The organism is Paenibacillus vulneris, from assembly GCF_039543185.1.
In the GTDB taxonomy this organism is placed as follows: Bacteria; Bacillota; Bacilli; order Paenibacillales; family NBRC-103111; genus Paenibacillus_S; species Paenibacillus_S vulneris.
In genome coordinates, this window is sequence record NZ_BAABJG010000029.1 from 107,854 (window position 1) to 127,008 (window position 19,155).

Here is a 19,155-nt window from a genome sequence, read left to right on the forward strand (position 1 = left end):
AATGAAGAAAGAAGCAATCATAGTCGATATAAATGGATATTTCAAAGATGTAACGCTTGTCGCCGCTGATGTGACGGGCGTTTTTCCTATCTATAAGCAACCTGAACTGGTTAATTCCGTAGACGATCACACAGCCGGAGAACTGACAGAGCAGTCGGATCTGGAAGTCATTGGTTACACTGTAGCGATTTCGGTTCCAGTTGGGTTGTACAAGCCTCGATTTGATTTGGTTGCTTGGGAACAATCAAAACAATCGACCGGAACGGAGGGTGACGGGGAGTCAAAATTAATACAAACCCTAACGTTTTGGGTAGAAGGGATAACTCCCGAGGAGTTGGCAGCCATCCGAAACCAACAACCCTCTGAAACGGATACTGAGAAAATAACAAGGCTGGAAGCAGAGAAGGAAGATTTGAAAGCTAGACTTGGAGACATGGAGCTCGTCATGGCTGAGATTCTAACGGAGAGGGGGAAATAACATGGCAATGGCTATGGAGAAGATTCGCATTATCGCAAATGCCTGCTTGATTCGCTATGACACTGGTGAAGGTTCCATAATTCAAATTGTGGATAGCTACAAGATGTCCATTGAGGATTCGGATTTGGTGGCTGAACAAATTCGTACAAAGCGTCCAGAAATTCAAGTGACACGAAGCCCTGCATAAGCAGGGCTTGAGTCTGTCGAGAAACCTAGTTTTGCGAGAACTTTGCTAAATATGGAGGTGGGGTATTCCTCGGAAGAGTTTACGTCCGCCTTTGAAACTCGTGAAAATACCACTAAATCTGATCCCTTTCACGGGTTTCAACAGCGGCTGGAGGGGCATACCCCACCGTAGTATATTAGCAATAGTTCAAGCCTTATAGGTTTCTCAACAATCTGAAGCCCTGCATAAGCAGGGCTTTCTTAAATCCAAATGGAAAGAAGGGTGTATAACATGAAGTTACTTCATTACACTACAGGCGCCTTGGGCGCTTATTTTATGACGTGCTTTCAGTTCCTTTATGGTGATGAGCCTGTAAAATACCTTGTTTTAACACTGTATGTGCTGCTTATTGTTATGGATTGGATAGCCGGGTACAGGGCTTCATTGAAAGATGGATCCTATGCTTCTGAATATGGCATAGATGGTGCATTTAGATCCTTATTTCTCCTATTTGTTCCTGCTGCAGGCCACTTGGTCGATCAAATCATAGGTATGCCGATGGTTGCTTTTGGTTTTCTAACTGGAGCGGCTGGCTTGCATATTTGGAAGAGTATGACCGCAAATACGGTCAGGGCGGGGTGGGACAAATGGGTTCCGGTTTGGGTGATGAACGCGGTGGCTGATGAAATCGAACATAAGATGGCTAGAGCAGCCAAAAGAGTAGAAGAGAAGAAGAAGTATTTGGATGGTGATGAATCATAGACAGGCACGAATTCATCTCCACTATCGCCCCCATTGCCGTGAAGCTGCGCAGGGAAGGCTCACCCCTATTTCCTTCGGTGCGGATAGCCCAGGCAATGCTGGAAACCGGCTGTGTACTGCACGAATGGAACAATCTCGTTGGCTTCAAAGTCGGCAGCGGACAGCCTAATGCCTACTGGCGTGGTCGAAGTGTTAGCACAACAACATGGGAGGTATATGACGGTATTAAAGTAGAAGGAGTGCAGGCAAATTGGCGCGCTTACGATTGCATTGAGGATTGCTTTAAAGATCAAGACTTGTTATTTAACTGGAGCCGGTATGACCGGGTTCGGGCCGCTGGCTGCCCGCAGGATCAGACGAATGCACTATATTTGTGCGGGTATGCTACGGATCCGATGTATGCCTCCAAATTGAACAGTCTCATTACCAGCTGCGGGCTTGAACATTTTGATAAGGAGGCGGAAGAGCTGATGCTAGATGCTGATGTAGCCAATACGATTATCAACACATGGATGGGGCCTGGCTGGCAAACATGCATGGACGATAAGGCGGAAGCCGCGTCGAAAGGTGATGAAGCTGCAGCGGCGCAGCACCAGCAGCAGGCAGATTATATTCATTGGCTGGCGAATCAATTACGAAGGGCCTCAGGGCAGCCAGAGGAATAAAATATCCATTCCACTGTTCGTTATTCACAGGTTATACACATTATAAACAGGCCCGAAACCTATACTGTGCATAACTTTTGGCAAAGATATAAACATATCCACAATCCTATCTATTCACAATTCTGACTTTACAGAACAAAGGTAGATAAGTGGGTAAAGAACTCAACCAGATGAAGGGGGTCATTTCTGCTATTGCAAAATTTAAGTATTATTTGTATTATAATATATAATACAAAACTCGGAGGTGATGAACCCTATGCTTATCTCCTTGCAACTAGACAGCGAAACTCCTCTATATGAACAGCTGCGCAACCAAATCGTGATCGGTATTGCGACAGGGGAGCTTGCGGCTCAAGAGAAGCTGCCGACCGTTCGTCAGCTGGCCGATGATTTGGGCATCAATACGATGACGGTGAACAAAGCCTATTCGATCCTGAAGCAGGAAGGCTATATTGTCATTGACCGGCGGCATGGAGCTAAAGTAAGTCCCAGGATGCCAGAGGACGCTGAACCATCCGCGCAATTGGAAGCACAGCTTCAATTAATTATTGCGCAAGCAACGATCCAAGGGATGGACCAGTCGCGGTTCCAGATGTTATGCTCACAGATTTTTTCCAGAATGACTTACCGGCCTTCCAACGTATAAGAGAGAGGAGAGGATTACCATACTCACGGCGATTTTATGTGGCGCAGCCATTCTCATTTTCATTGTGGTATTAACAACTTACAAGCCCCAGGCTAAATACAGCAAAGGCATGCTGTTTGCCGTTACTTTGCCCGCTCACGTGATGGACGATGCGGATATACGGGGGATTCAAGCGAAGTTCAACAAGCGGCTGAACCGAGCAAGTATAGGAATGGCCGCGTTTATAATTCCATTGGCGCTGCTCCATGATTATTCCGCATACCAAGTGATTTATTTTTTTGTATGGCTTGTTACATTCTTTTTATGGACATCCGTTCTATTTCGTCATGCTTTCCGGGAAACACTTGCATTAAAACGTGAGAGGGATTGGTTCGTCGGCGCCAAACGGGTGCTTCGAAGCGATCTGCGTGTGGCGCATTTAAAAAACCAGCGTTCCGCGCCCCTATGGCTGTTTGCGATTCCTTTTGCCATGGCTATCGGTATGCTGCTTTGGGGAAAAGGCGATCCGAATCTGCTGGGCATCACCCTAAGCGTGTCCATCCTGACTCTCCTATTCTTTCTCGCTACACTCATGATGCGCAGAACCAAGGCGAAGGTATACAGCGCAAACAGCGAAGTGAATCTCGTCTTGAACCAGGCAAGGCGCCGGTATACGTCTTACTTGTGGTTGGTAATAGCGGTTGTTGAGAATATTCACTTTTGGCTTATTGGCTTGTTTATGACTAGCAGCAATGAACCGATGGAGGGTGTATGGGTCACAGTTACCTTGCTGTTTATAGCGGTTCCTGTAGGGGTCATCTTGTATGTGTATCGCAAGATTGCATCCTTGGAGCGGGAAACATTGGAACAGGACGGCAAAATAATCTATACGGACGACGACGAGTATTGGAGCAATGGATTTACGTACCATAATCCTCAGGACCGGAGTATTTTGGTTCCGAAGCGGGTCGGGATAGGGGAAACGGTGAACACGGGCACTTGGGCTGGAAAAATTATCGTGGGAGGAAGCATCGGGATGGCGGCTGCTGTCATCATCGGAGTCTCGTTCATGCTGATCCGTTCCGAGCTGACCCCGCCTGTCCTAACCGTGACCGACGGGCAGAGAATCCAAATCGATTACCCGATGTATTCTTATGACTTTCAGCTGGCAGATATTAAACAAATGGACCTTGTAGATACGGTTCCTTCCGGGATCAAAACGAACGGGGAAGCGACGGATAAGCAGGCCCGCGGCCATTTTCGCCTCAAGGAGCTAGGCAATGCAAGAATGTATATTTTCAAAAACAATCCGCCGTATATTCGGATCAAGCTGGATGAGGGCTACATTTTCTATAATGAGAAGGATCCGTCACAAACGAAGCAGCTATTCGAGCAAATTCAGGGACAAATAAGAAAGTAATAGGTCTTTTAATCGATCGGCTGCACTTGCGTGCCAGGCTCTTCCACTCGGCCGCGATACCAGCCGTTTCTTCCGTTATTTTTGGCCATGTAAAGGGCTTTGTCGCAAGAAGTGTACAGCGTCTCCGGCAATGTGCGCGGCTCGGGAACGACAGTGAGAACTCCCATACTAATGGTGTATTTCATCGGTAAATGAGAGCTCATGGGCCCATTAAGCGTCTCTTTTATCTGCTGGGCAACCTCGTTGGACCGGGTTTCGTCTTTGCCGGGCAGCAGAATGCCAAATTCATCGCCGCCATAACGTACGAACAAATCGTCCGGACCAAGAATCTGCTTGATTCGGGCAGTAAGATCTTGAAGCACTTGATCCCCGGCGTTATGGCCGTAAGTATCATTAATGGCTTTGAACCAGTCGATATCGAACAGCATATAAGATAGCGGCTGTTTCCTCTTGGCATAATCGTTGAGATACTGAACTGCATGGGAAGTGAACGTTCGACGGTTCAGCGTGCCTGTCAAATCATCATAGCTTGCGAGGCGGATCAGCTCCTGGTCCGCTTTTTCTTTTAGCAGCAGAATAAATCCCGTGTTCCCCAAAATCATCACGATGTAGAGAGCCAGGAACGCAATCGTCTGAAAAATTCCGGGGGTAAACAGGCTGCTCTTTGGAGGGGCAAGCAGAGCAACGGTTCCTCTAACCATAGAGGAAGCAATAACAAAAAGATAAAGGTATCCCATAATCTTCATAAGCAGGGTATGGGCTTTTACGATGACCAGCCGGTAGACGGGGAATACAATAGCCGCAGTTATAAAAGAGGAGTACGCGACTCTCCAATTTTCTTTGTTATACAAGAGCACTATCAGCTGGAATCCAAGGATGCTTAGGACCGTCACGATAAAATATATCTTTCGAGTCGCTGGGCGAAGCTCTTTTTGCAGACTCATAATGGCTAAGATCTCGAAGGACGCTCCAATAAACAGGATGGAATTGGCAAGGGATATCGACAGCAAGTCGGGAATTTCTCCGCGGAATGCCTGAAGAAACCAAGTCGCGGTCTGAGCGCATTTGGCTAAAAAGAAGGCTTTGACGGTAACCTCTTTGGCGTGATCATGCCAATAAGCGCTTATGAGGATTAAGGTAAATAAATGTCCGATGCCTAGAGCGATAAAGATTGTTTTTGCGTCCAAGAGCCAATCCATTAGGAGCCACCATCTTTTGAGGGGAAATGTCCAGCCATTTGAGTATAACAAAGTCCGGGACTCTTATATACCTTTGTTTCGGGGCGGCTCCGCAACGGAAATGGATATCCCGACAAAAAAAGACATCCCTATGGATGTCTCGCAGCATCACTTATTTCGGCTACAGCTGGATGGTCCCATTCGCAGACCGCGCCGATTCCTGTAAATGATAGGTTACCGCAGAGGCGGCTGCTTTCGCTTTGAATACCGTACTCATATCGAAAATGAGCAGCTTCGCCGGTTCTCCGGGAAGTCCATACTGTATGGCCAGATACCGGCCTATCCTTTTCGTTGCTTCAGGAGTGAGATAGCCGTAGTTGTTGGACAAAATGGATTGCGTCACCGCAGCGGCCCCTGTGATTTTATATAGCGGCAGCTCAAAATATTTGTTTTTCCAATCTATAACAACCTTATCCGGTGTAACATATATTGCGGTCATCGCGGTCTGCGGAATCTGTGGAATGCCGTACTTATGAAGGCATGAAAAGCTGCTGTGTGCCCCCATTCGATACTGCTTCCCAAGCCGTTTGTTGTTCACATAGGTCATGATAAGCCATATGGCGAGAGCAATGATGAACAAACCTTGGACGACAGGGAAATCGTCGACGATAGGAATTCGAAGGCCATCCTCAATGAATCGCGACAGGACGAACGCAGCCGCAAACAAGATCGCTGTGATGATAAGGTTTTGCTTGAACCGCCCATTCCATTGGATAAGGGATAGGAGGGTTTTGAATATAAACAGCAGGAAGAAAAAAGAGAATAATCCTAAAAAGACATGAATGATAGAAAACATGATACAAACATCCCTTCGGATCCTTGGTGACATTATACTCATAATAGCAGGTTGATAATAATTGGTAAACGCTTCCTGACGGGGTAATGGATAAATTAGTTGAAAAAGAAGGAAATAGGGCGGTGGGTGTAGAAATGGAGCGTATGCTGGACCTGCGCTATGTTCGTATAAGGGTCCGGCTGATTGAGAAAAGGATGTGATCGGAAATGGAAAACTCCAAATACGAAAAGCACTATTCGGAGCAAGGATTCTGGTCCAAGCTGAAAAAGCATGCGAAGGATGCCGGGTCCAAAGTCGTTTACAGCGGGCTGCTCTTATACTATGCGCTTCAAAGTCCTTCTACGCCGACAAAAGCGAAGATTCAAATTTATGGTGCGCTCGGCTATTTGATCCTGCCGGTCGATATCGTTCCGGATATACTGCCTGTCGTAGGCTATGCGGATGATTTGGGCGCTTTGATGCTGGCCATTGGTGCCGTTGCCATGAACATAGACGATTCCGTTAAGCAAAAAGCCAAAGAGAAGCTGAAGGATCTTTTCGGAGACGATGCCGTCAACCACCAGGACATTATAGATATCGACGCTCACATCGTAGAATAGAGGATACTAAACAGGAAAGAGCACCGCACAGTGCTCTTTTTGCATGTGTAACGAATGTATTCAGCAATGCGTTTGTTAGTATACGAGTGATAGGATCCGATAGTCTGCCGAAACGGAAGCTGATAGGTTTCAGATTGGCTTCCCTTTTTTACCAAATAGAAAATGTTTATAATGAATGAGATAGATCCAACCATCACCGGAGGTAGAAGCCATGAGGATCAAAAAAATCATTTCCGCAGCGTGCATTGTCGTTGGAATTGCTGTGATGGCCTACCCGACGGTGAATGACCGTTACGAGAGCTATAAGCAGCAGCAGATTTTAGAGCAGTGGCAGGAAAGCTTGCAGTATCTAGATCAAGCCGGTTCAGATCCGGAGCCGGAGCAGGAACCGGTAACGGTTTCTTTGCCTGCGCCCGTTCCATTGAGTACGGATATGGTAGAGGTCCAGCCCGCGCCATTGAAGGCGGAACCGACCCCAGTCCCTCTATCTATCGGGCAGAAGAATGTGGAGGGCGTCCTCAAGATCGATAAGATCGACTTGAAGCTTCCTATCATCAAGAACGCAACGGCGGCGAATCTGAAGCTGTCGGTTGCCAGTATGGCGAATACAGGCAAGCCGGGTGAAATCGGCAATTATGCCATTGCGGGACATAGGAATCTTACGTACGGCAAAAATTTTAACCGCTTGGATGAAGTGACCGAGGGCGATCTCATAGAGGTAGATACGGGGAGCAAGCAGTATCGCTATAAGGTAGAAAGCAAGCAATACGTACTTCCCGAGGAAGTATGGGTGCTGAAAGGAAACGGCAAAGATCGGCAAATTACGCTAATTACTTGCCATCCTATGGAAAATCCGACACATCGCATCATAGTTAAAGGAAAATTGATAGAAGAGTGAGCATTTAGAACTAGAGAGGAAACAAATGGTATGCTATACTCATAGATAACCAAATAAGTTTTCGGTGCTTTCCACCGATAAAGGCAAACTCAGCGAAAGCTGGAGACGCAAAGCTATAGGGCCTTCCCTGGTCAATCTACCAGGATGGCAGCCAGTTACCGAAAGGAGAGTCTATGTTTCGTACATTAGGAGCATTGTTGCTGATTGCTGCGCTATTTCTGACTATGGCGCCTAAAGAAACCCATGCCGCTGCCGGACAACCCGTCCTGGATAAAAGCTCTCTGAGCAACGGGATTATTAAGGTCCATTATGCGGATCCGGAGCATAAGGCGCTTGTGCGTGTAACCAAGGGCGATGTCCAAATGGACTATAACCTGGTGGACGGGGCCTCCTATCCTCTGCAATTGGGTGACGGCAGCTACCATGTACTGGTTGCGAAACAGATTTCCGACAACAAATATCAAGTGATTTTGCAGGAAAATGTCGACGTGAAGACGGTGAATGAGCAGGCCGTGTTTTTGCAGTCCATATCTATAGCGAGCTGGAACGAGACGACCAAAGCTGTAGTGGAGGCAAAGAAACTAGCCGCGCATGCTGCAACCGATGAAGATAAAGTCAAAGCGATTTATGCTTTTTTGACGCAAAACTACAAATATAGTGAGAGTAAAGCGCAAACTGTAGACACAGGCTATATCCCTGACTTGGATAAGGTATACGAGGAATCCGGCGGAATATGCTTTGATTATGCTGCTACCTTCACGGCAATGGCCAGAAGCTTGGGAATCCCGACCCGATTGGTAATGGGATACGAGGTCCATGCCCCCGAGGTGTATCATGCGTGGAATCAAGTATATCTCAAGGATCTTCAAGAATGGGTCATTATCGACACCACCTATGACGCGTCCCGTGTACAAAGCGGGCAAGAGACAACCATGATAAAAAACAGTGCCGATTATGTTGTTACTGAGATCTATTAAGTAACTTCCATTCGCCTAGCCGGCGGGAAATCGCAGCCTGAAGAATCTGCATTTGATGCGGGTTCTTTTTTTGTGCAATCGAATGGCGGCCTGTTGTTCAGAAATTATTCAGATCGGTGATTTACAATGACTTCGGCAATGAAACCAATAGAAGGATTTATGAAATTAGACTACGTGAAAGGGGTGATAAGAAGGGTTTCATTCATAGTAAGGACGAGGGAAGGGAAAAACATATGTGGAGGAAAAAAACCAGTGCGCTGCTGATCGCTCTATTGTTTGTTATCCAGAGCCTATCGGGAGTCGGTTGTTTGACTCAGGCCTTTGCCTCAGGCACTATTACCGGCAACATCATCAACAGCGTAACCATGACGGTATACGACAAAGCAGGACAAGCCGTCACCGGCAATGTATACGAGCAGGGCTCCAAGGTCCGATTGGATTACACCTGGTCCTTGCCTGACAACCATGGTTACCACAGCGGGGATACCTTTGCCTTCACGCTGCCGCAAGCGTTCTTGCTCTTCAATGATATCAGCGGGCCATTACGGAACGGTGATGAAGACATAGGAACGTTCAAGGTCAGCAAGGACAGTCACCAAGTGCTCATGACCTTCAACAGCTATATCGAAAGTCATAGCCAGGTGCGGGGGACCCTCACCATTGACACGCAATTCGACATCAAGACAGTAACAGGAAGCACGACGCAAGTTATTAAAATTCCGGTTCAATCCGGAGAGCAGGTATTTACGCTTATCTTTAAGCCTAACGTCACATCGACCATCGGAAAAAGCGGTGTTCCTCAAGGCTTTAACCCTAAGAACATCGATTGGACGATTGATGTGAACAAGTCGCTGGATTCCGTGCAGCATGCGGTTGTCACCGACCCTATGCCGGCAGGCCTGGCGGCACCGGTAACGGTTGCCGTTTATAGCCTGAATGTAAACCTGGACGGCTCGGTAACCCAAGGCTCCTTGGTTGACGCCGGCAAATACAAGGTGGACACGGCAGGAAATGTTCTGCAAGTAAGCTTTACGGATAACCCGATCCAAAGTGCATACCGGATACAGTACACGACTCCGATCACGGATTCCGGCGTAAGAACGTTCGTGAATACGGCAACGTTTGAAGGAAGCAACAAGCCGGCCTCTCAAGCTGAGGCGACGGTGACCATCCAGCGCGTGAGCGATCTGGACAAGCATCCTTCCAAGTATGACCAGGCTGCACAAACGATCGATTGGGCCATCCAGTACAACTACAACGAGAAGTCCATAGCACAATCAGAGGCCTATTTATTCGATTCTTTCAATGACTCGCAAGAATTGGTTACCGGCTCTTTCCACGTATATCCTGTAACGTTGGATGCTACCGGCAAGGAGCTTCTGGGCACGGAGCTGCCTGCCTCGGAGTATACGGTAAGCCCTGTAGCTGCCGCCGCGGGTAAAGCAGGCTTCAAGCTGCAGTTCAAGAATCCGGTGACATCGGCCTACAAGATTACGTATCAGACGAAAGGCGTCAACCGTGTGATTGACGATACCACGATAACGAACAATGTTTATTCGGGCAGCGGGACTTCCGCAAATCCGTCCAAGCAGGATATCAAGCAAGCGGTTATCGTGAAAAGCGTTGGATCCGTGGATTATGCCGCCAAGACCGTCGCATGGAAGCTCACCATTAATGGCGACAGTCAGCCGATGAGCAGCATCAAGGTGACGGACACCTTCCCTAAAAAAGGGCTGCGCCTCATTCCTGATTCGCTCGTTGTGAAAGCCAAAGACGGCACGGTGATTCCGGCAGCCCAATATGCTGTGGACAGCAGCGTTCAACCGGATCAAGGGTTCATATTGAATTGGAAGGACCCTCTTACAGAGCCTGTCACGGTAAGCTACACGACGGAATTCCATCCTGATTGGATCAGTCCTGCGGGGAGCACGATTAGTTTTATTAATGAAGCTCAAATCGACTGGATGGACGACGCTTCAAACGCAAGGACGAAAAAGGTTACCGCAACCTTCACTCCAAGAAACGAAGTGAAGCAAAACGGCTTCAAGAATGGTTCTTATAATGCTTCGTCCAAAGAGATCACGTGGACGGTAGGTGTCAATTACAATGGGAAAGCCGTTGCGGATGCCGTGATCGAGGATCTATTGGAATCGAAGCAGAAGCTGGTTGAAGGCTCCCTTAAGCTGTATAACATGACGATTCCTCCGAACGGAAACCCGTCGAAGGGGACGGTAGTCGATAGCACGTATTACAGCTATACGGTTGATAACAGCAACAAGCTGGTCGTGAAGTTCTTACAACCGATCTCGACTCCGTATTATCTTGTCTTCAATACAAGTCTTGATGGAGAGCTGATAAGCAGCAGTGTCAGCAACACAGCGCAATTGTTCGACGGTACGAATCCTGTTTCCGGCAAGCTGACCGCTTCCGTAACTATCCCTCGAGGGGGAGAGTACGCAAGTAAAAACGGTAAGCAGGACGGGGACAAAATTAACTGGACGATCTACATTAACCGCGGGCAATCAACCGTTGCCGATGCCAAAATCATCGACACGCCTACGGATAACCAGCTGCTGTTACCGGATACCTTCCACTTATATGCCACAACGGTTGCGGCTGACGGAAGCCTGACCAGGTCGGCGGAGCTAGTGAAGGGAACGGATTATACGGTTGTCTTCCATACCGATGCTAACGGGAAGCAGACATTTGAGCTAAGCTTCAAGAACGAGATCCGTTCGGCTTATATTTTGGAGTATCAGTCGCTCATCGTTGCCAAGGATCAGGAAACGGTGTCCAACAAAGTCAGCTTCAGCGGCAACAACGTAAGAACGGTGACCCAAGAAACGACACAAGATATTGTGGTCGGTGTCTCCAGCGGGTCGGGTACAGGCAGCGGTAAGAGAGGCTGGCTGACCATTGAGAAGACAGATTCCGCTGATAGCCGGTTGCATCTAAGCGGCGCGACGTTCGACTTGTATCGGAAATCGGGCTCAGAATTACTGTATATTCAAACCCAGACAACAGATGCAGCGGGAAAAATCATATTTCCTAACCTGTACACCGGGGATTACGCCATAAAGGAAAAGGCGGCTCCAGTGGGATATGTTTTGGATACAACGATACATTTTGTAACTGTAGACTCTACAAATAGTAACATATTGCGCATATCGAATGTGAAGACATCAACTCCGCCGGTAAAGCCGCCAGTTGATCCTCCGGTGAAACCGCCGGTAGATCCTCCGGTAACACCACCGGTGACACCGCCTGTGACGCCTCCGGTGAAACCGCCGGTTGATCCACCGGTGACGCCTCCAGTAACACCGCCAGTAACTCCTGGCGGCGGATCGTCGGATTCCGATTCCGGTGACTCGTCGGAGCCAACAAAGCGGCCGGATTCTACCGGGACGCCGGGTTCCTCAGGACCTGGATCGACAACGACGCCGGAAGCTTCAGCGAAGCCAGATCCTGCATCGACACCTGGAGAAAAGCCAGGCACAGAACCAAAGCCAGAGACTCCTGCAACGCAGGAAGTGCCGAACCAGGATATGGCGATAGAAGGTAATATCAAGGTACCTCTGGGAGGCTCCCCGACTAGTGATGGGGATAACAACCAGCCGCAAGGGAACGAAAAGGCAGCGTTAAATGCGGATGGAACGCCTGTAGAGACACTCCCCGTAACCGGGGAAGCCAGTCATCTATACGTGCAGCTGGCAGGCTTCCTATTGATAATCCTGGGCGCAGCCCTAGGCCGGAAAAAGGTATTGAGAAGCAAATAAGTCAGTTGATTCTAGTATGGCATAGGTATGCCTGGCTGGGGTGCCCCGGCAGCGCATAGATCAAGAAGAGGCAGCGGCCATTTCCCTGTATCTGGTGGGGAGATGGCCGCTTTTTTTCTGTTGACAATCCAAATCCTTGAAGTTACAATCATTAACGATAATGATTCTCATTTTCATACATTATGAAACGTAAGGAAGGCAAATGAGATGACCTCCGAGGCGAAAGAGTTATATACCCAGAGTTTGGATATTGCATATGACGATCGACTGATCGTGAACGACTTGAATTTGTCGATCCCCATCGGCAAAATTACAGCGCTTGTTGGCTCCAACGGATCCGGCAAGTCCACTATTTTGAAGACCATGGCGAGGATTACCCACCCCAAGAAGGGACAAGTATGGCTGGACGGAAAGTCCATCCACGAGCAGCCGACCAAAGCAGTGGCGAAGCAGCTCGCTATCCTGCCTCAGAATCCTACGGCTCCTGACGGATTGACCGTGAGCGAGCTTATTTCCTATGGACGGTTTCCGCACCAGAAGGGCTTCGGCTCCCTCGGCAAGGAAGACTGGGATGTCATCCAGTGGGCGCTGGATATTACAGGGATGACAGAGTTCGCCGATCGTCCGGTGGATCAGCTGTCCGGCGGGCAGAGACAGCGCGCCTGGATTGCCATGGCATTGGCTCAGAAGACGGACATATTGTTCCTTGATGAGCCGACCACGTTTTTGGACATGGCTCACCAGCTGGAGGTGTTGAAGCTCCTCCAGAAGCTCAACGCCGAGGAAAAGCGAACGATCGTCATGGTGGTCCACGATTTGAACCATGCGGCCCGCTATGCCCACCACATGGTCGCGATTCAGCAAGGCCGCGTCGTCAGCGAAGGGTCGCCGGAGCAGGTCATGACGAAGGACGTCCTTCGTCAAGTGTTCGGGATCGAGGCGGATATTTTAACAGATCCCCGTACGGGCGTTCCGCTCTGCCTGCCCTTTGAGCTGTTTATTAAAAGCAAAGGAACGGCTGCGACATGAATCCAGGCTTCTTACATAGGGTGTTCAAGCAGAATCGGACCCGGGTGAAGGGGTCGGTGTTTGGTATTGTCCTGCTTTTATCGATTGCCGCTCTCGCATGCTCGATGTTTCTGGCCATCTCGTTCGGCGCGAAAGAGATGACCATCGGAACCGTATGGACCGCCGTCGCTCAATATAATCCGGCCTTGACGACGCATCAGATTATTCACGAGCTGAGGCTCCCCAGGGTGATTGCTGCCGCTGTCATGGGTGCAGCCTTTGCCGTTGCCGGAGCTTTAATGCAAGGCGTCACGCGCAACCCGCTGGCGGATGCGGGGATTCTTGGAGTCAATGCGGGTGCGACGTTCATGGTGGCACTTAGCTTTGCATTTTTTCCGAATGTACCGTACACCGCCTTGGTGCTGCTGTCGTTTGCGGGAGCGTCCTTGAGCGCCCTGTTTATTTTTGCGCTCAGCTCTACGACGGCCGGAGGCTTAACTCCTCTAAGGCTGACCATTGCGGGCGCTGTCGTTGCGGCCTTGCTGCACTCTCTCAGCTCCGGGGTCGCTATCTATTATCAGTTAAGCCAGGATCTGGCTTATTGGTATGCGGGCGGCGTAGCCGGCGTCAAATGGTCACAGCTTAAGCTATTAGTGCCCATCATTACGGTGACGATCCTTTGGACGCTGCTGATGAGCCGATCCCTATCGTTAATCTCCTTAGGAGACGAGGTGGCCGTTAACCTTGGGGTCAAAACGAAGCGGGTAAGGATCTTAGCCATGATAGCAGCCTTGATTCTGGCCGGAGTTTCCGTATCGGCTGTAGGCTCAATCGGTTTTGTTGGCCTCGTGATTCCGCATATTTCCCGCAGGCTCGTTGGCGTCGATTATCGGTTCGTTATTCCGGTGTCCGCCGTACTGGGCGCGGTCCTGCTGGTATTTGCCGACTTGGGAGCACGGATGGTCAATCCGCCAAGAGAGCTGGCTATCGGCGTGATGGTTGCTCTTGTAGGCGTTCCCTTCTTCCTTTATCTGGCCCATAAAGAAAGGAGGAGCTTATAGCCATGCAGCACCTGCGCGCAAGAGAGAAGAAAGCGGTGACCGTCGGCTTTATCTTAATCCTCATTTGTTTAAGCGCGGTCATTATCAGCTTAAACACAGGCTCGATTCGGCTGTCTCCGTCAGCGGTGATCCAAACGCTGATTGGACGGGGAAGCCCGGACGATACGATGGTTTTGTTCGATTTTCGGCTGCCGCGTATTTTAATCACCATGCTGGCCGGTATCGGGTTGGGCATCTCCGGCGCCATTTTGCAAGGGCTCTCGCGCAATGCATTGGCGGACCCCGGTATTCTCGGCATTCATGCCGGCGCTTCGCTAGGCCTTATTGTTTTTGTGACTTATTTTAATACGATGACGGGTGCGATCGCGCTTTTGATCCCGTTATTCACGTTTGTAGGAGGCATGATAACGGCGGTGCTCATTGTTCTGCTGTCATATGACCGCCAAAAAGGCTGGCTGCCGGTCCGCTTAATCTTAATTGGAATCGCCATATCAGCGGGCTTTAGCGCGGCTACGCTCTTCTTGTCGTTAAGTCTTGACGATAAGACATACGCCTTTGCCTCCAGGTGGTTGATCGGCAATGTCTGGGGGAAGGATTGGGTCCATGTGTATGCGCTGCTTCCGTGGGTCGTAATCCTTGTGCCTTACGTGTTCTCACAATCCAAGCAGCTGAATGCCTTATCGCTTGGCGATGAGCTGGCTGTCGGGATTGGGGCTTCGGTACGAAGACAGCGGCTCCTGCTGCTGACCGCCGCGGTCGCCTTATCGTGCGCCAGTGTGGCGATGGTAGGGGGCATCGGGTTTATCGGCTTGGTAGCGCCCCATCTGGCACGCCGCCTGGTGGGTCCGATGCATCAGCATATTTTGCCTATCTCAGGCTTGATCGGTCTTGTCATTCTGGTAGTGGCCGATACGATCGGAAGGTCCGTCTTTCAGCCTAACGCGATTCCGGCAGGCGTCGTAGTTGCCGCTGTCGGCGCGCCGTACTTCCTTTATTTACTCCGTAAGACCAAATAATAGCCCAATAAGGAGACGTTATGAAAAAGACACTATGGGTATGCAGCCTTATTCTTGTTCTGATTTTATCTGCGTGCGGCACCAATGCTCCCCAGCCAAACAAGGAAGCAGCCGGGGAAAAGCCCGCCGAAAATAAAGAGCCGCGGATTGCCTCGTTATCTATCCATTTGACGAATCATCTGCTGGCTCTCGGCATCACACCCGTCGGTTCTGTTGTAGGCGGGGACCTAAAAACCTTTTTGCCCCATGTCGCTGATCGTCTGAAGAATACGAAGCAGCTGGGGGTTGCGACGGAGCCGGATATGGAGGCCTTGCTCGCCTTGAAGCCGGATGTTATTTATATCGATAAGCAGTATGCCGGAGACATCGCCAAATACGAAAAAATCGCCAAAACCGTTTCCTTCGACCTGGACGAGGGAACCTGGAGAGATACGTTAAGAAAGGTCGCCAAGCTCGTTAACCGCGAACAACAGGCGGAAGATTTCCTCAAAGAGAATCAAGCCCAGGCGGAGCGGGTCAAAAAGCTGATTCAAGGCAAAATCGGCGATGGTACGGTTATGGCGGTACGCGTGACGGCCAAGGAGCTGCGGGTGTTTGGGTTTAGACGACCGATGGGGCCGATGCTGTTCGAGGATTTGGGTTTGAAGCCTGCCAAAGGGGTCGAGAAGATCAGCAAAGACAAGTCTTATGAGGTGATCTCGCAGGAAGTGCTCCCTGATTATGATGCGGATGCGATCTTTGTCATCGTCAATAATGAGGACGGGGCCAAAAAATTGTACCAGCAGCTGCAATCCAGCCCGATCTGGCAGGGGCTAAAAGCGGTGAAAGCCAACCATATCTATCCGATTCCCGATCAGCCATGGCTGGACTACTCGGCGATGGGAAATAAAATGTCCTTAGATTACGCGGAAAACATGTTTTCGAAATAAGTTTGGAGAAAGCACCTGGCAGGTGCTTTTTTTAATCGCATGGGAAAATTGTAAAGCTAATGGTTTCATGCTGCTTTTCTTACCAACGGTCATTTTACTTTAATATTTGGGTGCGGGGCCTCTTACCAAAATCACATGTCCATCATCCCGAAGATGCCGAGAGTACCTGCGAGGTGCTCTCTTTTTCTATACGATCTAGGTATTATTCCCTATAAAAGTTCACGAAGATTTCCTATTCATTCTATGGAATAATCTTACTAGCTCAACAGCTATCGACACTATTTGTGAATCTATGATATCATTTAGTTCTTGATAAAGTGGTAACGTAGTAAAGTAAAATTAGTAAAAGGTGGTTCTTAATAGGATGAAACGTTTAGCAGCTATGGCCTTGGTACTTACCGCGGCAATATCAATCTTTACAGGATGCTCCGCTGGGAAGGAAGCCTCTTCCGCTTCGGGGGATAACAAGAAACTGGTTATTGGTATCGACGACAAGTTCGCGCCTCTAGGCTTTAGAGATGAGAAGAATGATATCGTCGGTTTTGATATCGACTACGCGAAAGCGGCAGCAGAGAAAATGGGGACAACCGCCGTTTTTCAACCGATAGATTGGAAAACGAAAGAGTCGGAGCTGAGCAGCGGCCGGATCGACTTGATCTGGAACGGATACACCATTACCGATGAGCGTAAGGAAAAGGTATTGTTCACCAAGCCTTATTTGAAAAACGCTCAAGTAGTTGTCACTTTGGCCAAATCGAATCTGTCCAAGCTGGATGACCTGACCGGCAAAGTCATAGGGCTTCAATCTCTTTCCTCTGCGGCGGACGCTTTGGATGAAAGTCCGCTCAAGTCCAAGGTGAAAAATGTGACGGAATACGCGGACAACGTGCTCGCCCTAAACGATTTGAAAATCGGCCGCGTGGATGCGGTAGTTATCGATGAAGTTGTCATTGACTACTATATGTCGAAGGAGAAGGGCACCTTCAAGCTGATGAATGAGTCGCTGGCTCCTGAAGAATACGGAATCGGCGTGAAAAAAGGCAACGAAGCGCTGCTGCAGAAGCTGCAAAAGGCGCTGGATGAGATGAATCAGGACGGCACCGCAGCGAAAATTTCGCAAAAATGGTTCGGCGAAGATAAAGTATTGAAGTAACACTTCGGATGAAGATAAGCGAGAACGGATTTCTTTCGGGGAATCCCGTTTTGCTTTTGGGGGAGTTTTTCTATGTCTTTGGATAAATGGATCTCAATGATTAAACCGATGCTGGAAGGCGCTCAAATGACGGTCCTCCTGTTTCTGATTGCGATCGTAGTATCGATCCCGCTGGGGTTCCTGCTTACGTTAGCGGTCAAAAGCAGCAGCAAGCCGTTATCCTGGCTCGCTCACACGTATATTTACGTCATGCGCGGTACGCCGCTGCTGCTCCAGCTGCTGGTCATCTGCTTCGGTCTTCCGATGATCCCGGGAATCGGCGAATATTTGGTGCTGGACCGGTTTACCGCAGCCTGCGTAGGCTTTATTCTGAACTATGCGGCGTATTTTGCGGAGATTTTCCGCGGGGGCTTGCTGGCTATCGATAAGGGCCAGTACGAGGCCTCCCAGGTGCTTGGCTTCAGTAAATGGCAGACGCTGACGCGGATTATTTTGCCTCAGATGGTTCGGGTCGTCCTGCCGTCGGTATCGAACGAATCCATCACGCTGATCAAGGATACCGCGCTGCTATATGCCGTTGCGGTTCCCGACCTCTTGCACTATGCCCAGACCGTGGTGAACCGCGACTTTACGATCGTTCCTTTCTTTGTCGCAGGTATCATTTATTTGATCATGACGCTTCTGTTAACCGTATTGTTCAAATGGCTGGAAAGAAGATTTAAATTTGAATAAAAGGACTGGCTGATGTGGCTATCATAGAAGTATCCAATCTTACGAAATCCTACGGCACTCTGGACGTGCTGAAGCAAATGTCGTTTCAGGTCAACAAGAACGATGTCGTTGCGGTCATCGGTCCTTCCGGCTCGGGAAAAAGTACGATGCTCCGTAGTCTGGTCCATCTCGAAGAGATCAACGGCGGTACGATCAAGATCCATGGGGAGACGCTGGTCGATAACGGAGTCTACGCCAAGCCCCAGGAGATCAAACGGATCACGGCTAGGATGGGAATGGTATTTCAGCATTTCAATCTGTTTCCTCATCTAACGGTCAAGCAAAATTTGGAGCTGGCCCCGAGAATCGTCAAAGGGGAGTCCGCCTCGGACATCGCCAAGCGCAGCTCGGAGCTGCTCGCCAAGGTCGGCCTGTCCGGCCGCGAGTCACAGCTTCCGTCGAAGCTTTCCGGCGGGCAGAAGCAGCGTGTCGCTATTGCCCGGGCCTTAATGATGAATCCGGACATTTTGCTGTTTGACGAGCCTACCTCGGCATTGGACCCCGAGCTGACAGGCGAGGTGCTGCAGGTAATGAAAAATCTTGCCGAAGAGCACATGACGATGATTGTCGTTACTCACGAGATGGGGTTTGCCAAGGAAGTGGCTAACCGGGTCATGTTCATGGACCAGGGAGAAATTATTGAATCCGGCTCTCCGGAGCAAATTTTCGTCCATCCGCAGTTCGACAGGACCAGGGCATTCTTGAATCACAGCCTGAAATAAGGGATAAGCGCGGGCCTTCGGGCCGGTGCTTTTTCTTTTGGTGCTGAGCAAGATGAAAGCGCATCCAGAGAATGAATAGAATTATGATATTTTTG

19 protein-coding genes and 1 riboswitch are annotated in these 19,155 nt (G+C 49.4%); of the genes, 17 read left to right on the forward strand and 2 right to left on the reverse strand.

Annotation, left to right across the window (positions count from 1 at the left end):
• Position 1 precedes the first annotated feature (1 nt).
• The 6 genes from ABEA66_RS25350 to ABEA66_RS25375 all read left to right on the forward strand — a co-directional run bounded on the left by ABEA66_RS25350 (position 2) and on the right by ABEA66_RS25375 (position 4,116).
• Positions 2–478 carry a hypothetical protein gene (locus ABEA66_RS25350; protein WP_345591913.1) on the forward strand — a complete coding sequence of 159 codons (477 nt, stop codon included), beginning with the start codon at positions 2–4 and terminating at the stop codon, positions 476–478.
• 1 nt (position 479) lies between these two features.
• The gene (locus tag ABEA66_RS25355) at positions 480–665 is read left to right on the forward strand and encodes a hypothetical protein (RefSeq protein WP_345591915.1); all 186 of its coding nucleotides are present in this window, start codon (positions 480–482) and stop codon (positions 663–665) included.
• A gap of 270 nt (positions 666–935) precedes the next feature.
• Positions 936–1,406 (forward strand): phage holin family protein, encoded by a 471-nt coding sequence (locus ABEA66_RS25360; RefSeq protein WP_179136297.1) that lies wholly within the window; start codon positions 936–938, stop codon positions 1,404–1,406.
• Between the two features lie 38 nt (positions 1,407–1,444).
• Complete coding sequence (locus ABEA66_RS25365) at positions 1,445–2,071, forward strand: glycoside hydrolase family 73 protein (protein ID WP_345591920.1); 627 nt, start codon at positions 1,445–1,447, stop codon at positions 2,069–2,071.
• A gap of 256 nt (positions 2,072–2,327) precedes the next feature.
• On the forward strand, positions 2,328–2,717 hold the full coding sequence (locus ABEA66_RS25370) for a GntR family transcriptional regulator (RefSeq protein ID WP_079914725.1): 390 nt from the start codon (positions 2,328–2,330) through the stop codon (positions 2,715–2,717).
• A gap of 64 nt (positions 2,718–2,781) precedes the next feature.
• Positions 2,782–4,116: a DUF5808 domain-containing protein gene (locus ABEA66_RS25375; RefSeq protein WP_345591923.1), complete on the forward strand. Its 1,335-nt coding sequence runs from the start codon at positions 2,782–2,784 to the stop codon at positions 4,114–4,116.
• 8 nt (positions 4,117–4,124) lie between these two features.
• Here ABEA66_RS25375 and ABEA66_RS25380 read toward each other — a convergent pair whose 3' ends face one another.
• Both ABEA66_RS25380 and ABEA66_RS25385 read right to left on the reverse strand, forming a co-directional pair.
• Positions 4,125–5,315 carry a GGDEF domain-containing protein gene (locus tag ABEA66_RS25380; RefSeq protein ID WP_345591925.1) on the reverse strand — a complete coding sequence of 397 codons (1,191 nt, stop codon included), beginning with the start codon at positions 5,313–5,315 and terminating at the stop codon, positions 4,125–4,127.
• Positions 5,316–5,475: 160 nt separating this feature from the next.
• Entirely contained in the window at positions 5,476–6,150 is a 675-nt protein-coding gene (locus tag ABEA66_RS25385; RefSeq protein WP_345591927.1) for a hypothetical protein, read from the reverse strand.
• Between the two features lie 206 nt (positions 6,151–6,356).
• On the opposite strand from ABEA66_RS25385, the gene ABEA66_RS25390 reads away from it, so the two are divergent.
• The 11 genes from ABEA66_RS25390 to ABEA66_RS25440 all read left to right on the forward strand — a co-directional run bounded on the left by ABEA66_RS25390 (position 6,357) and on the right by ABEA66_RS25440 (position 19,060).
• A complete protein-coding gene (locus ABEA66_RS25390) occupies positions 6,357–6,749 on the forward strand; it encodes a YkvA family protein (RefSeq protein ID WP_345591929.1) in 393 nt (130 codons plus the stop codon).
• A 211-nt stretch (positions 6,750–6,960) separates the two neighbouring features.
• Positions 6,961–7,647, forward strand: a complete 687-nt coding sequence (locus ABEA66_RS25395; protein ID WP_345591931.1) for a class D sortase — start codon at positions 6,961–6,963, stop codon at positions 7,645–7,647.
• 72 nt (positions 7,648–7,719) lie between these two features.
• Positions 7,720–7,810: riboswitch (cyclic di-GMP riboswitch) on the forward strand.
• A 10-nt stretch (positions 7,811–7,820) separates the two neighbouring features.
• The gene (locus ABEA66_RS25400) at positions 7,821–8,624 is read left to right on the forward strand and encodes a transglutaminase-like domain-containing protein (protein ID WP_345591933.1); all 804 of its coding nucleotides are present in this window, start codon (positions 7,821–7,823) and stop codon (positions 8,622–8,624) included.
• A gap of 233 nt (positions 8,625–8,857) precedes the next feature.
• Positions 8,858–12,400, forward strand: a complete 3,543-nt coding sequence (locus ABEA66_RS25405; protein WP_345591935.1) for a collagen binding domain-containing protein — start codon at positions 8,858–8,860, stop codon at positions 12,398–12,400.
• A 207-nt stretch (positions 12,401–12,607) separates the two neighbouring features.
• A complete protein-coding gene (locus tag ABEA66_RS25410; protein WP_345591937.1) occupies positions 12,608–13,429 on the forward strand; it encodes an ABC transporter ATP-binding protein in 822 nt (273 codons plus the stop codon).
• 104 nt (positions 13,430–13,533) lie between these two features.
• Complete coding sequence (locus tag ABEA66_RS25415; protein WP_345592307.1) at positions 13,534–14,469, forward strand: FecCD family ABC transporter permease; 936 nt, start codon at positions 13,534–13,536, stop codon at positions 14,467–14,469.
• 2 nt (positions 14,470–14,471) lie between these two features.
• Entirely contained in the window at positions 14,472–15,485 is a 1,014-nt protein-coding gene (locus tag ABEA66_RS25420; RefSeq protein ID WP_345591939.1) for a FecCD family ABC transporter permease, read from the forward strand.
• 20 nt (positions 15,486–15,505) lie between these two features.
• Positions 15,506–16,414, forward strand: coding sequence for an iron-hydroxamate ABC transporter substrate-binding protein (locus ABEA66_RS25425; RefSeq protein WP_079914736.1), 909 nt, complete (start codon positions 15,506–15,508; stop codon positions 16,412–16,414).
• 364 nt (positions 16,415–16,778) lie between these two features.
• Positions 16,779–17,567, forward strand: coding sequence for an amino acid ABC transporter substrate-binding protein (locus ABEA66_RS25430; RefSeq protein ID WP_345591942.1), 789 nt, complete (start codon positions 16,779–16,781; stop codon positions 17,565–17,567).
• 72 nt (positions 17,568–17,639) lie between these two features.
• A complete protein-coding gene (locus ABEA66_RS25435) occupies positions 17,640–18,299 on the forward strand; it encodes an amino acid ABC transporter permease (protein ID WP_345591944.1) in 660 nt (219 codons plus the stop codon).
• 14 nt (positions 18,300–18,313) lie between these two features.
• Positions 18,314–19,060 (forward strand): amino acid ABC transporter ATP-binding protein, encoded by a 747-nt coding sequence (locus ABEA66_RS25440; protein ID WP_318781072.1) that lies wholly within the window; start codon positions 18,314–18,316, stop codon positions 19,058–19,060.
• Positions 19,061–19,155: the final 95 nt, after the last annotated feature.

Bases quoted from the DNA above. Each gene is read 5' to 3' on its own strand.
- ABEA66_RS25355 (WP_345591915.1), top strand. From the start codon at position 480: ATGGCAATGGCTATGGAGAAGATTCGCATTATCGCAAATGCCTGCTTG.
- ABEA66_RS25395 (WP_345591931.1), top strand. From the start codon at position 6,961: ATGAGGATCAAAAAAATCATTTCCGCAGCGTGCATTGTCGTTGGAATT.
- ABEA66_RS25435 (WP_345591944.1), top strand. From the start codon at position 17,640: ATGTCTTTGGATAAATGGATCTCAATGATTAAACCGATGCTGGAAGGC.
- ABEA66_RS25350 (WP_345591913.1), top strand. From the start codon at position 2: ATGAAGAAAGAAGCAATCATAGTCGATATAAATGGATATTTCAAAGAT.
- ABEA66_RS25425 (WP_079914736.1), top strand. From the start codon at position 15,506: ATGAAAAAGACACTATGGGTATGCAGCCTTATTCTTGTTCTGATTTTA.
- ABEA66_RS25390 (WP_345591929.1), top strand. From the start codon at position 6,357: ATGGAAAACTCCAAATACGAAAAGCACTATTCGGAGCAAGGATTCTGG.
- ABEA66_RS25385 (WP_345591927.1), bottom strand. From the start codon at position 6,150: ATGTTTTCTATCATTCATGTCTTTTTAGGATTATTCTCTTTTTTCTTC.
- ABEA66_RS25380 (WP_345591925.1), bottom strand. From the start codon at position 5,315: ATGGATTGGCTCTTGGACGCAAAAACAATCTTTATCGCTCTAGGCATC.
- ABEA66_RS25430 (WP_345591942.1), top strand. From the start codon at position 16,779: ATGAAACGTTTAGCAGCTATGGCCTTGGTACTTACCGCGGCAATATCA.
- ABEA66_RS25360 (WP_179136297.1), top strand. From the start codon at position 936: ATGAAGTTACTTCATTACACTACAGGCGCCTTGGGCGCTTATTTTATG.
- ABEA66_RS25420 (WP_345591939.1), top strand. From the start codon at position 14,472: ATGCAGCACCTGCGCGCAAGAGAGAAGAAAGCGGTGACCGTCGGCTTT.
- ABEA66_RS25415 (WP_345592307.1), top strand. From the start codon at position 13,534: ATGTTTCTGGCCATCTCGTTCGGCGCGAAAGAGATGACCATCGGAACC.
- ABEA66_RS25400 (WP_345591933.1), top strand. From the start codon at position 7,821: ATGTTTCGTACATTAGGAGCATTGTTGCTGATTGCTGCGCTATTTCTG.
- ABEA66_RS25410 (WP_345591937.1), top strand. From the start codon at position 12,608: ATGACCTCCGAGGCGAAAGAGTTATATACCCAGAGTTTGGATATTGCA.
- ABEA66_RS25405 (WP_345591935.1), top strand. From the start codon at position 8,858: ATGTGGAGGAAAAAAACCAGTGCGCTGCTGATCGCTCTATTGTTTGTT.
- ABEA66_RS25370 (WP_079914725.1), top strand. From the start codon at position 2,328: ATGCTTATCTCCTTGCAACTAGACAGCGAAACTCCTCTATATGAACAG.